Raw genomic sequence first — 12626 nt, 5'->3', positions numbered from 1 at the left:
AATCAACAGCTCGGTTTTTTTTGCTTACTTTTTGCCTTATCCCGAATTATTCCGCAACAAAACTATTTACTTGAAAATAATTATCATTAAGATTGTCATTTCCAAAAAAACTGATAACAACAACCCCATATTCTATAGGAATGATGATGCGCCCCCTTTTTCGTGTCTCTCTCCTGGCAAGCGCGATAGCATTTGCGCTGCCAGCTCTCGCGGCTGACAAAACCCAAACAGATAAAGCTCCCGCAGAAAAACCTGCTGACGACATTACCGTGGTCGGCAACTGGCTGGATAATCCTGACACCAGCACCGTGCTGCTTAACCACCCAGGCGCACGCTCAATCGTCACCGAGCAGCAGCTTCGTGAGCAAGGCTCAGAGACGCTTGCCGATGCGCTGAAGGGCATTCCAGGCGTCCAGGTCCGTGACAGCAACGGTACCGGCGGCAGCGACATTTCTCTCAACGTGGGCATTCGTGGCCTGACCTCTCGCCTGTCTCCACGTTCCACTATCCTGATGGACGGCGTTCCGCTAGCGGTTGCGCCATACGGCCAGCCACAGCTTTCCATGGCGCCATTGGGCACGGGCAATATTCAATCCATTGACGTGGTTCGCGGCGGCGGCGCAGTGCGTTATGGACCGCAAAACGTGGGCGGCGTGATTAACTTCGTTACCCGCGACATTCCAAAAGAGTTCGGCGGCACCGTTAGCGCGCAGACTCAGGGCGCCAGCCACGGCGGTCTGAAGACGCTGACCAGCGCGTCCGTGGGCGGCACGGCGGATAACGGCTTTGGTGCAGAGCTGCTTTACTCCGGTCTGCACGGCCAGGGCTACCGCGAGAGCAACGACAATACCGACATCGACGATTTCATGCTGAAGACGAAATATAACTTCACCGATCGCGATGAGCTGCAGGCTAACTTCCACTACTATGAAGCGCAGTCCGGCATGCCGGGCGGCCTGACTACCGCGCAGTATGCGCAGGATCCTTTCCAGTCTGACCGCCGCTGGGACCGTTTTGAAGGCCGCCGCAAGGACATGTCCTTCAAATACAAGCACACCGAAGACGACAAAAAGCTGGAAGTCCTGACCTACTTCACCGACAGCTACCGCAGCAGCGACCTGGAGTACTTCAAGGGCAACAAACGCACGCTGAACTCCGCGCCGCGTAACTACTCGACCTGGGCGATTGAGCCAACCTATTCCCAGCTCTTCCGCTTCTGGGATATGTCTCACGAGGTCACCCTGGGCTACCGCTACCTGAACGAAACGTCGGACGAGAAGGGTTACCGCACGCCAAAAGCGTATGACCCGGCGACAACCTTCACCAAACCGGACATGAGCGAGTACTACCAGCACAGCTCCGGCGGTACCGCGGCTAACGCCTTCTATATTGATGATGCGATTAACGTCAGCAACTGGACGATTACGCCGGGCCTGCGCTATGAAAGCATCAAAACGCACACCAGTGATTCCTTCCAGAACATCGACCGCGAGAAGACCTACAGCGAGCCGCTGCCTTCTATTAGCGTGATGTACCATATGTCTGACGCCTGGAAACTGTTCGCCAACGCCAGCACTTCCTTCGGCAGCATGCAGTACTTCCAGCTGACCCGTGGCGGCAGCGGCAACCAGCCGGCAGCGGGCCTGACCCCGGAAAAAGCGCATACCTATGAGTTCGGTACCCGCTATGACGATACATCGCTGAAAGCCGAAGCAACGCTGTTCTACATCGACTTCAACGATCAGCTGCAGTACATCAACAATATCGTGGGCTGGACGAACCTCGGCGCGACCAAGCATCAGGGTCTCGAACTGGCGCTGAATTACGACCTGAGCGAAGTAAACCGTGCGCTGGACGGCGTGAGCGTGTACACCACCTACACCTATACCAAAGCCACTAGCAACAAAGGCGACTTCGCCGGTAAAGACCTGCCGTTCTACTCTCGTCAGGTTTACACCGTGGGTACGCGCTACGCGACCGGAAACTGGGTGTGGAATCTGGACAGCTTTGCTCAGTCTAAACAGAGCTCTCCGGGTACCGGGCCGAACTACATCACCGACGAAAGCGCGGACGGGCAGTTTGGTAACATCGCAGGTTATATGGTGTGGAATATGCGCGGCGAGTACGACTTCGGGCCGTCGCTGTCTCACCTGAAGCTGGGTGCCGGGATTAAAAACCTGTTCGATCAGCGTTATTACACGCGTTCAAACGACAATAACTCCGGTAAATACGTAGGCGAACCGCGCACCTTCTTCGTGCAGGGTTCTCTGGCGTTCTGATAAAGACCCTCACCCTAACCCTCTCCCTGAAAGGGAGAGGGGATTAATAGGTACGACGCTCTCACGCTTTGGTGGGAGGGGAAAACTACTCCAGATCCCCGCCGTTGCTGGCAATCACCTTCTTATACCAGTGGAACGACTTCTTCGGCGTACGCGCCAGCGTCCCCTTTCCTTCATCATCACGGTCAACGTACACAAAACCGTAGCGCTTGCTCATTTCGCCGGTTGAAGCCGACACCAGGTCAATACAGCCCCACGAGGTGTAGCCCATGACCGGAATACCGTCCTCAATTGCCTCGCCCATCGCTTTAATGTGCTCGCGCAGATAGCTGATGCGGTAGTCGTCGTTGATTTCCCCTTTCGCATTCACTTCATCCTTCGCGCCCAGCCCGTTTTCCACCAGGAACAGCGGCTTCTGATAGCGGTCGTACATCATGTTCATGGTGATGCGCAGGCCGAGCGGGTCAATGCCCCAGCCCCACTGGCTGAAGGTAATGTGCGGGTTTTTGAGCGATTTAATGATGTTCGCCGGATTGGTGTTGCCCTCGTTCATGTCTGCCGAAGCGCAGCGTGAGGCGTAATAGCTGAAGGAGACAAAATCGACGGTGTTCTTCAGGATTTCGTTGTCGCCAGGCTCGGTGACAATCTCAATGCCTTTCTCACGGAACATGCGCGCGGCATAGGCCGGATAAGCCCCACGCGCCTGCACGTCAATAAAGAACAGGTTCTCGCGATCTTTCTCCAGCGCCGCCCAAACGTCTTCGGGTTTGCAGCTGTACGGATAGAAATTACCGCCCGCCAGCATGCAGCCAACCTGGTTTTGCGGGTTAACTTCGTGCGCAATTTTGGTGACCAGCGCGCTGGCGACCAGCTCATGGTGCGCGGCCTGGTACATCACCTGCTCTTTGTTATCACCTGCCTCAAACACCAGCCCGGCGCCGGAAAACGGGCTGTGCAGCATGATGTTGATTTCGTTGAAGGTGAGCCAGTATTTCACCAGGCCGTCGAACGCTTCAAAGCAGGTGCGCGCGTAGCGGCTGAAAAACTCCACCATTTTACGGTTACGCCATGAGCCGTATTCCTGCACCAGATGCATCGGCACGTCGAAGTGGCACAGCGTGACCAGCGGTTCGATATTGTGCTTTTTGCACTCGGCGAACATATCACGGTAAAACGCGATGCCTTCCGCATTCGGCGTGGTTTCATCACCTTTAGGGAAAATACGGCTCCACGCGATAGAGGTGCGGAAAACGGTAAACCCCATTTCAGCCATCAGCGCGATGTCGTCTTTGTAGCGATGGTAAAAATCTATGGCCTGGTGGCTGGGGTAGAACTCATCGGCGCGCAGCTCAAAGCGCTTGTCCACCCCGAGTTTAACCCCAAGGCGGTTTTCGCCATGCGGGATCATGTCGACGGTACTCAGCCCCTTCCCGCCTGCCTGATACGCGCCTTCAGCCTGATTAGCCGCAATAGCGCCGCCCCATAAAAATCCTTTTGGAAAAGCTGTCTCAGCCATTTTTACCTCTGTTTAAAGTGTTTTTACTGCATTATCTGGTGGTACAAATGCCGCGCTGCTGCCCTGCTCTTTTGCTTTAGCGTCCTCAACGGGAATGTCTTCAAACCCAAGAATAAGCGTAGTAATAAACGAGAGCACCACGGCCAGAATCATTACCGCCACAACCCAAACGATGCTCATCGGGTTGGCCGGGTCAAAAAACTGCACGCTGGTGAAAAGCCCCGGAGAGGCCATGGAATGGCTGGCAAGGCCGCCGATACCGGCTACGGCACCGCAAATAAAGCCGCTAATCAGGCAGGCAATCAGCGGGCGTTTCAGCCGCACCGCCACGCCGTAAAGTGCGGGTTCAGAAATGCCGGCCACAATTGCCGACGCGGCGGCAGCAAGCGCTGTCTGACGCAGTTCCGGGTTTTTAGTCCGCCAGGCAACGGCCAAAGAGGAGCCGCCGAGCGACAGGTTGGCACCAATTTCAGACGGCATAACCATACCTTCTTTGCCGGTTTCAGCGATGGTCTGGATAATCGTCGGCGTAAACACGCGGTGCATACCCGTCATCACCAGCAGCGGCCATATCGCGCCCATAATGGCAACGGAAAGCCAGCCCAGGTAGCCGTGCACGGTATACACCAGCGAAGAAATCCCGCTACCGATCCAGATCCCTAAAGGCCCAATCAGTAAAATCGCTATCGGGGCGGAAACCAGCACGATCAGCATCGGCTTAAGGAAGTTTTTGGTCACCGCAGGCGTAATACGGTCAATCCATCGTTCGATGTACGACAGCAGCCAGGTCATTACCAGCGCGGGAATAACGGTATAGGTGTATTTCACGGCGGTCACGGGAATACCCATAAAATCAACCGCCTGCCCCTGCGCCGCTTTTGCCATCAGGTCAATAAATGCCGGATGCACCAGCACCCCGGCGATAGCAATCGCCAGCGACATATTGGTTTTAAACTTCACGGCGGCGGAAGCCGCCACCATCACCGGCAGGAAGAAGAAAGCGCCGTCGCCGATGAGGTTCAGAATAATCAACGTGGAGGAGGTCTTTTCAAACAGCCCGGTCATCGCGAGGATCATCGCCAGCAGCTTTACCATCGAGCCGCCGATAATGGCCGGGATAAGCGGAGACATGGTGCCAATCAGCGCATCCAGAATACCGGCCCCGATACGTTTCAGGGTCAGTTTGCCCTTTGCCCCTGCCTGCGGCCTGTCTCCGGCCCCTTCCGGCAAATGCTTCAGCACTTCGGCGTAGGCCTGAGAAACCGTATTACCGATGATGACCTGGCACTGCTGGTCGTTCTTTACCACGCCCAGCACGCCGGAAATCGCCTTCAGCCTGGCGCTATCGACGCTCGCGTCGTCCCGCAAAACAAAGCGCAACCGCGTCATGCAGTGGGTCACCGCCACCACGTTTTCCGCCCCGCCTAAAGCCTCGACAATCTGTCGGGATACTGCCTCGTACTTGTTCGCCATGAGGTGAAACTCTCTTGTTATGATTTCGTAGGTAACCGGTTCCACACAATCATGTTTAGTTAAAAATCAGATCACAATGATTATTTTTTTGGCGATCAAATTTTGTGATTCATGTCGAAATACAGCCTACGCTGCGTCCCGACGGTGAAATGTGTAAAATGGTCAGAAATGACGAACTTACGGGAAGCCCTCATGTCGACAATGCAGGAAGTGGCGAAAAAAGCAGGCGTGTCAAAGGCGACCGTTTCGCGCGTGCTGTCCGGGAAAGGCTACGTGAGCGAGGCCACCAAAACGCAGGTTTACCAGGCGATTCAGGAAACGGGCTACCGGCCAAACCTGCTGGCGCGTAACCTGGCGACCAGCAAATCAGGCTACATTGGCCTGGTGGTGACCAACACCTTGTACAGCGGGAATTATTTTAGCGAACTGCTTTCCCAGGCCGCGCTAAAGCTGGAGGCCAGCGGGCGGCAGCTGATCCTCGCCGACGGGAAACACAGCGCCCACGAAGAGCAGGCGGCGGTGCAGTTCCTGCTCGATTTACACTGCGATGCGGTAATCGTTTATCCCCGTTTTCTCAGCGTGGATGAGATGGACGAGCTGATTGAACGGCACAGGCAGCCGATCATGGTGATGAACCGTAAGCTGCGCAAACACCAAAGCCACTGTATTTGCTGCGATCATAAAGGCTCCAGCTTCAACGCCACGCGTTATCTGATTGAGCAGGGCCACCGGGACATTGCTTTTATTACCGGCGTGCTTGATTCTCCGACGGCAAGAGAGCGCCTTGCTGGCTACCGCGAGGCGCTTGAACAGGCGGGGCTGCCGGTGCGAGAAGCACTGATTGCCACCGGGAAATGGACGCCCGCCAGCGGCGCTTCTGGCGTTGAACACCTGCTCTCCACGAAGCAGCGCTTCAGCGCCCTGGTCGCCAGCAACGATGAGATGGCTATCGGCGCCATCAGCAGGCTCGGTCAGGCTGGCCTGTCGGTGCCAGGCGATGTTTCCGTTATCGGCTTTGATAATGTCCCGACCGGGGCTTTTCTCTCCCCCCCGCTGTCGAGCGTGAAAGAGCCGGTGAGCGAGATGATCCATGAGGTAATTAACCGCCTGACGGCGATGCTGGACGGAGGGTATTTTTCAAAAGATAACTTGTACAGTTCAGAGATGATCGTGCGCGAATCCGTAGGGAAAGGTCCTTATTTTCAGCAAAAATGAGTTAAAGAAAAAGGAGCGAAATTCGCTCCTTTGGTCATTTAAGCACGGCTACCTGACACTGCCTCCACCGCAAAAGCCGCGATTTGCCCATCCTGCTCTTTGGTGGCGCCCGACACGCCAATAGCGCCGATAACCACGCCCTCAGCGTTTCGCAGCGGGATACCGCCGGCAATGCCCACCAGTCCGCCGTTGCTGTTCTCGAGCGAATAGGCAGGGCCGTTCGGATGCAAATTCATGCCCACGTCTTCGCTGTTGGCCTGGAACAACACCGCCGTACGTGCTTTGCGCATGGCGATATCAATGGTGGCCAGGAAAGTCCCGTCCATACGGGCAAAGGCCGTTAGATGGCCGCCGCCGTCCAGCACCACGGCTGAAACGGGTGGAAAGCGGTGAGTTTCTACCGCCGTTTTTACGCTGGCGAGCAGCGCTTCTGCAAGAGCTAAACTGACCGTCACGATAGAAACCTTAATGGGCTAACGGGGGATGTTTTTTGGCGTCCATAACCGCCCAGGTGTGAATAAGCAGGCCGAAGACCGCCAGAATCGCACCGACCCAGCCGGTGGACTCCCAGCCAAACCCGGCTGAAATAGTCACCCCGCCAAGCCAGGCGCCCAGCGCGTTGGCAATGTTAAACGCCGAGTGGTTCATCGCTGCCGCCATGGTTTGCGCATCACCGGCAACGTCCATCAGGCGAATTTGCAGCACCGAGGAGAGCGACACCATGGTGCCCACCAGCATCACGGTTACCGCACCAAGCCACGGATAATGCGAGGTATAAACGTATGCGCTGAGCACCAGGATCGCCCAAATCAGCAGCAGGCGAACGGTTTTCTCCAGTCCGCGATCCGCCAGGCGACCGCCGACGATATTGCCGACTATCATACCCAGGCCAAACATCGACAGGATCACCGGAATCATGCCCACCGACTGGTGCGCCAGCTCCAGCATCGTTGGCTTGACGTAGCTGAAGACGGAGAACATCCCGCCGCTGCCAATGGCGCCGATAGCCAGCGTCAGCAGTACCTGCTTACGGGTCAGCGCGGTCAGCTCACGCAGCGGGCTGGCATCTTTATCCCCGGCACGCCAGGGAACCCAGGCCCACACCAGAATCAGCGTCAATACGGCAAGACCACCCACGATAGCAAACGCGCTGCGCCAGCCGAACAGCTGCCCGATGGCCGCCACCGCCGGTACGCCCAGTAAATTGGCGATTGTCAGGCCCAGCAGCACCATCGACACCGCCTGCGCACGCTTCGAACGTTCAACAAGGCTTGCCGCCAGCAATGCTGCCACGCCAAAGAACGTGCCGTGCGGGAAACCGGCCAGAAAACGCGCCAGCATCATCGAGTAGTACCCGGGCGCAAAAGCACTCAGCAGGTTGCCGACGGCGAACATTGCCATCAAGGCAATAAGAAAATCTCGCCGCGCCATGCGTGCGCCAAGCACAGCCAGTAGCGGAGCACCGACCACCACGCCCAGCGCGTAAATGCTGATCAGGTGGCCCGCAGAAGGAATGGAAACGTGCAGCCCGTTAGCGGCATCGGGCAGCAATCCCATGATAACGAATTCGCCGGTACCGATGGCGAAGCCGCCCATGCCGAGCGCGAACAGCGCTTTCAGCAGCCCCGAACGCGACAGGGAAACCGTATCGGCCCCTCGTTCCTGGGCCTGTTCATTAAGTGATGACATAGTTTTTTAACTTGTGCAGGTGAACAACAAAATACGCCCCGGGCGCGGATTCGCTCGGGGCGCGAGAGAGTACTAAAGCGATGTTTTACGGTGCGGAGGCGCCATAAATTCGGCCCCCAGCGGCGTGCTAATGTGCTCAGCTAAAATGGCGTCGATGTCGCGTTTGTCTTCGGCGGTCAACGTCCAGCCGGAAACCTCTTCCACCCCGTTTAGCTGTTCCGGACGGCGAGCGCCCCACAGCGCGATGGTTGGACCCGCATCGAGAACCCAACGCAGCGCCAGCGCCATCACACTCTTGCCGTAACGCGCTTCAGCAAAGGCCTTCAACGCTTCGACCGCCGCCAGATACTGCGCAAAGCGCGGCGGCTGGAATTTAGGATCGAAGCTGCGCAAGTCGCCTTCACCAAATACGGTTTCCGGCGTCATTCGGCCTGACAGCAGGCCACGGCAAATCGCGCCATAGGCCAGCACGACCATCTGGTGATATTTCGCATACGGCAGCAGCTCCGTTTCTGTTTCGCCACGTTCAAACAGGTTCAGCGGCGGCTGCATCGTCGCCAGCGGAGCCACGCTGCGGAACCGATCCATCTGTACTGGCGAATAGTTGCTGACGCCCAGCGCGCGGAACTTCCCCTGCTGGTGTAGCGTTTCGAGCACGCGTGCGGTTTCCTCAATCGCCACCAAATCGTCCGGCCAGTGAACCTGGTACAGGTCAATGTAATCCGTTTGCAGGCGGCGGAGCGAGTCTTCTATTTCCTGACGAATGCGCTGCGGCGTGGAATTGCGCGTGACGCGGCCTGCATCGTCCCAGTCCAGCGCCACCTTGGTGGCAATAATGGCCCTGTCACGGCGGCCTGCCAGCGCTTTGCCCACCACCTCTTCCGAATGCCCGAAGCCATAAACGGGCGCGGTGTCGATAAGGTTGATGCCGCGCTCCAGCGCCTCATGCAGCGTGGCAATCGACTGCTCGTCGTTGCTGCCGCCCCACATGCTGCCGCCAATGGCCCACGTTCCCAGGCCGATACGGCTGACCGGCTCGGTGATGCCCGCAATGTGAATCGTTTCGATTGCCATGATTTACCCCTGTCTGTTCTGTGAACTTATAATAACTCATGTTAAGTTGAATTAATTTCAACGAACCCTTGATGACGAAGGCCACTTTTATGCCTGCTCCGGTCCGCGGCGAGCTTGCCGATCTCAACGTTTTTTTAACTATTTGCCGCCGCAAAAGCTTCCGCCTGGCGGCCTCCGAGCTGGGCGTTTCCACCTCGGCGCTGAGCCATACCATGCGCGGGCTGGAAGAACGACTCGGGGTTCGCCTGCTCAACCGCACCAGCCGTTCCGTGGTGCCAACCGACGCCGGCGAAGCCCTGCTTGGCCACCTGGAAACCGGTTTTTCCCATATCCGCATGGCGCTCGATGAGCTCGATCATTACCGTGAATCCCCGGTCGGGCGGCTGCGGATTAATATTCCGCGAGACGCCGCGCAGCTGCTGTTTGCCCCGGTGCTGGCGAAATTTATGTCCCTGTATCCACGGCTTCAGATGGAAATAACCGTCGACAACACTCTGGTCGATATTATCGGCAGCGGCTATGACGCCGGGATTCGCTACGGCGAGAGCGTCCCCAAAGATATGATTGCCATGCCGGTGACGCGCAAGCTCCGGTGGATTGTTGTCGCCTCGCCCGAGTATTTGAAAAATAGCGCTCACCTGCCCCTGTCTCACCCGAACGATCTCTTTGGGCATCAGTGCATCCGCATGCGGCTCGGCAACGGCACGCTTTACAAGTGGGAGCTTAACCGGGGCAAAGAGGCGCTGGCGCTGGATGTGCCCGGTTCGCTGATTCTTAACGAAAGTGAAATGATCATCGACACCGCTTTAAACGGCTTTGGCCTGGCGTATTGCCTGGACGTACGAGTTCGCCCTCTGCTGGAAAGCGGCCAGCTGGTGCAGGTTATCCCGGAATGGGTCTGTGAAGACGAGCCGATGGTGATGTATTACCCGAGCCGCAGGCAGCTTCATCCTGGCCTGAGAAGGCTTATCGAGATGATGCGCGAGGCCACGCTGTACTGACATAAATATTTCATGTTAATAATCAATTACTAAACATTCTCCTTCGTGCTACCGGAATTAAATAGCTTGCAATAACATAGCGCACTATTTAAATTCATCCGCAGTCAGCGCCACATTACGGCGCTTCAGCCCCAATTAAATAGCGCGCGATACAATCGCAAAGGAGATAATATGTCACGCTCATTACTGATAGCCATGGGTTTAACCGCCTCAAGCCTTACCTCTGCTTTCGCCGCCGATGCGCCTGCCCCGACGGTTGGCGTGAGTAAATTCCTCTCCGTTTTAAACAGCGGTGGCGGTAAACCCATCGAGCAGCTCACCCCGCAGGCCGCGCGTCAGGTACTGATCGGCGCCCAGAAAGGGGCCAAACTGCCCGCCGCCGAGGTCTCTGAAAAGACAATTACCGTTGGCGGAAAACCCCTGACGCTGACCATCGTTAAGCCGGAAAACGCCAGCGGCACGCTGCCGGTATTTATGTTCTTCCACGGCGGCGGCTGGGTGCTGGGCGACTTCCAGACCCACGAGCGCCTGGTGCGTGATTTAGTCTCTGAGTCAGGCGCGGCGGCGGTGTTCGTGAACTACACCCCGTCGCCGGAAGCGCATTTCCCTGTTGCCATCAATCAGGCCTATGAAGCCACCCGCTGGGTTGCCGAACACGGCAGCGAAATTGGCGTAGACGGCAGCCGCCTGGCGCTGGCCGGGAACAGCGTGGGCGGGAATATGGTTGCCGCCGTAGCGCTACAGGCCAAAGCCCAGCATACCCCGGCGATTCGCTACCAGGTTATGCTGTGGCCGGTGACCGATGCTCGCTTTGATACCGGCTCCTATAACCAGTTCTCAAACGGCTATTTCCTGAGTAAAAACATGATGAAATGGTTCTGGGATAGCTACACCACGAAAGAGAGCGATCGCCGCAATATTCTCGCCTCTCCGCTGCAAGCCAGCCGCGAGCAGCTGAAAGGCCTGCCGCCAACCTTGATTCAGACGGCGGAACTCGACGTACTGCGCGATGAAGGCGAAGCCTTTGGTCGCAAGCTTGACGCCGCAGGCGTACCGGTGACCGTCACCCGCTATAATGGCATGATCCACGATTACGGCCTGCTGAACGCAATTAGCGAAGAGCCGACCGTGCGCACCGCTCTTGCCCAGGCCGCAGGCGAGCTTCGTGCCCACCTGAACTAAGCCCAGCGCGGTAGAATTGGGGGTAACGGCAGTTATCCCCTTTGGACTTCAGCTGCCGTCATCGATCGTGCAAAAAAATTCATCTGCCGACATTGACCTGGTTGATTCACGTCAAGGTGGCGCTCCGCCGAAAGCGCAAGATATCTAATCGCGAATAATAGAAATTGTATTATTCCGCGATGAAATTAATTACTGATAAGACAGATGAGTGAATGACTGATGAGCAAGCTGAAAAAGTTGATTCTGCCGCTGGGCCTGGTCAGCGGCCTGGCAAACGCCGCCCTGCCGCTGTTCAACGGGCACGGTGCGCCGGGGGATGTGCATATCGATAACGGGGGGCCGGTCTTTCTCAACGGCAAGCAGATGGTGTTGAAGAAGGTCAACGATAACTTCTATGAGGCGCATGGTCAGGGCGTGGTGTTATCCATTGCGGTGATGCCTGACGGCAGTCCTTCCGTCAGCTGGACCGGTAAACACCGGGCTCACGGGGAAATTATTCCGACAGAAAAGTAACGCATCAAGGCTTTTATCTGGCGGGTGAGAGAGCCTCACCCGCGCATCGTCTTATTCCGCTTTCGCAGGCTTCAGACGCTGGGTCAGGCCGCGCAGGAAGTAGCGCAGGAACTGATCGCCGCACTCGCGGTAGTTTTTATGATCCGGGTTACGCATCATGGCGGTAATTTCCGGCATAGAGATGCGGAACTGCTGGGCGGTCAGGATCTCCAGCACGTCGTCGGACTTCAGCTCAAAAGCGATACGCAGCTTTTTCAGGATAATGTTGTTGGTCATCCGACGCTCAAGCTTCGGCTCCGGTTTGCTTTCATCTTTGCCGCGTTTGAAGTAGATCAGACCGTTGAGAAAGTTTGCCATGATCAGATCCGGGCAGGCTTTGAAGCCCTCTTCGTCCTCTTTCTTCAGCCACGGAACGATTTGTTCAGCGGGGACGTCGGTGCCGGTCAGGGCAAGGATCTTAACGATTCCGTCGTTATTCAGGTTCAGCATATAGCGAACGCTTAGCAGTACGTCATTATTCAACATGGGGCAATCTCAGGGTCCAAAAGCGGGCAGTATATAGAGAAGCGACCGCGTTGTAACATAAACCAGGCGGATTTATCCGCTTGTCCCGTCATTGGCGGCCGTTTATTGGCAACGCTCAGGCTTAAGGGTAGACTCGATGGGCGAATTTTCCTCATAAAA

The 12626-nt window shown here is 56.6% G+C and carries 11 protein-coding genes; 5 read left to right on the top strand and 6 right to left on the bottom strand.

Going from position 1 to position 12626, the window contains the following annotated elements; genetic code table 11:
- Positions 1-146: 146 nt before the first annotated feature.
- Entirely contained in the window at positions 147-2279 is a 2133-nt protein-coding gene (locus JT31_RS19815) for a TonB-dependent receptor family protein (protein WP_038481168.1), read from the top strand.
- An 85-nt stretch (positions 2280-2364) separates the two neighbouring features.
- Here the strand turns inward: JT31_RS19815 and JT31_RS19810 are convergent, their stop codons facing one another.
- Both JT31_RS19810 and ascF read right to left on the bottom strand, forming a co-directional pair.
- Complete coding sequence (locus JT31_RS19810) at positions 2365-3795, bottom strand: 6-phospho-beta-glucosidase (protein ID WP_038481167.1); 1431 nt, start codon at positions 3793-3795, stop codon at positions 2365-2367.
- Positions 3796-3807: 12 nt separating this feature from the next.
- Positions 3808-5268 (bottom strand): PTS cellobiose/arbutin/salicin transporter subunit IIBC, encoded by a 1461-nt coding sequence (gene ascF, locus JT31_RS19805; protein ID WP_038481166.1) that lies wholly within the window; start codon positions 5266-5268, stop codon positions 3808-3810.
- A gap of 192 nt (positions 5269-5460) precedes the next feature.
- On the opposite strand from ascF, the gene JT31_RS19800 reads away from it, so the two are divergent.
- The gene (locus tag JT31_RS19800) at positions 5461-6483 is read left to right on the top strand and encodes a LacI family DNA-binding transcriptional regulator (RefSeq protein ID WP_038481165.1); all 1023 of its coding nucleotides are present in this window, start codon (positions 5461-5463) and stop codon (positions 6481-6483) included.
- A 38-nt stretch (positions 6484-6521) separates the two neighbouring features.
- Here JT31_RS19800 and JT31_RS19795 read toward each other — a convergent pair whose 3' ends face one another.
- From JT31_RS19795 to JT31_RS19785, 3 genes are all read right to left on the bottom strand, one after another.
- Entirely contained in the window at positions 6522-6938 is a 417-nt protein-coding gene (locus JT31_RS19795; protein ID WP_038481164.1) for a GlcG/HbpS family heme-binding protein, read from the bottom strand.
- Between the two features lie 10 nt (positions 6939-6948).
- On the bottom strand, positions 6949-8172 hold the full coding sequence (locus JT31_RS19790; protein ID WP_038481163.1) for an MFS transporter: 1224 nt from the start codon (positions 8170-8172) through the stop codon (positions 6949-6951).
- Positions 8173-8244: 72 nt separating this feature from the next.
- Positions 8245-9246 carry an aldo/keto reductase gene (locus tag JT31_RS19785; RefSeq protein ID WP_038481162.1) on the bottom strand — a complete coding sequence of 334 codons (1002 nt, stop codon included), beginning with the start codon at positions 9244-9246 and terminating at the stop codon, positions 8245-8247.
- A gap of 71 nt (positions 9247-9317) precedes the next feature.
- Here JT31_RS19785 and JT31_RS19780 point away from each other — a divergent pair, with 71 nt between their 5' ends.
- From JT31_RS19780 to JT31_RS19770, 3 genes are all read left to right on the top strand, one after another.
- Complete coding sequence (locus tag JT31_RS19780; protein WP_144244069.1) at positions 9318-10247, top strand: LysR family transcriptional regulator; 930 nt, start codon at positions 9318-9320, stop codon at positions 10245-10247.
- Between the two features lie 171 nt (positions 10248-10418).
- Entirely contained in the window at positions 10419-11429 is a 1011-nt protein-coding gene (locus tag JT31_RS19775) for an alpha/beta hydrolase (RefSeq protein ID WP_038481161.1), read from the top strand.
- A gap of 219 nt (positions 11430-11648) precedes the next feature.
- Entirely contained in the window at positions 11649-11942 is a 294-nt protein-coding gene (locus JT31_RS19770; protein ID WP_235212887.1) for a hypothetical protein, read from the top strand.
- A 51-nt stretch (positions 11943-11993) separates the two neighbouring features.
- On the opposite strand, the gene JT31_RS19765 is transcribed toward JT31_RS19770, so the two are convergent.
- Complete coding sequence (locus JT31_RS19765) at positions 11994-12467, bottom strand: DUF1456 family protein (protein ID WP_008455188.1); 474 nt, start codon at positions 12465-12467, stop codon at positions 11994-11996.
- Positions 12468-12626 lie beyond the last annotated feature (159 nt).

It is taken from the genome of Cedecea neteri (assembly GCF_000757825.1).
In the GTDB taxonomy this organism is placed as follows: Bacteria; Pseudomonadota; Gammaproteobacteria; order Enterobacterales; family Enterobacteriaceae; genus Cedecea; species Cedecea selenatireducens.
The sequence above is the reverse complement of the archived record's forward strand: the minus strand, read 5'-3'. Positions and strand labels throughout refer to the sequence as shown.

Bases quoted from the DNA above. Each gene is read 5' to 3' on its own strand.
- JT31_RS19815 (WP_038481168.1), top strand. From the start codon at position 147: ATGCGCCCCCTTTTTCGTGTCTCTCTCCTGGCAAGCGCGATAGCATTT.
- JT31_RS19810 (WP_038481167.1), bottom strand. From the start codon at position 3,795: ATGGCTGAGACAGCTTTTCCAAAAGGATTTTTATGGGGCGGCGCTATT.
- ascF (WP_038481166.1), bottom strand. From the start codon at position 5,268: ATGGCGAACAAGTACGAGGCAGTATCCCGACAGATTGTCGAGGCTTTA.
- JT31_RS19800 (WP_038481165.1), top strand. From the start codon at position 5,461: ATGTCGACAATGCAGGAAGTGGCGAAAAAAGCAGGCGTGTCAAAGGCG.
- JT31_RS19790 (WP_038481163.1), bottom strand. From the start codon at position 8,172: ATGTCATCACTTAATGAACAGGCCCAGGAACGAGGGGCCGATACGGTT.
- JT31_RS19785 (WP_038481162.1), bottom strand. From the start codon at position 9,246: ATGGCAATCGAAACGATTCACATTGCGGGCATCACCGAGCCGGTCAGC.
- JT31_RS19780 (WP_144244069.1), top strand. From the start codon at position 9,318: ATGACGAAGGCCACTTTTATGCCTGCTCCGGTCCGCGGCGAGCTTGCC.
- JT31_RS19775 (WP_038481161.1), top strand. From the start codon at position 10,419: ATGTCACGCTCATTACTGATAGCCATGGGTTTAACCGCCTCAAGCCTT.
- JT31_RS19770 (WP_235212887.1), top strand. From the start codon at position 11,649: ATGAGCAAGCTGAAAAAGTTGATTCTGCCGCTGGGCCTGGTCAGCGGC.
- JT31_RS19765 (WP_008455188.1), bottom strand. From the start codon at position 12,467: ATGTTGAATAATGACGTACTGCTAAGCGTTCGCTATATGCTGAACCTG.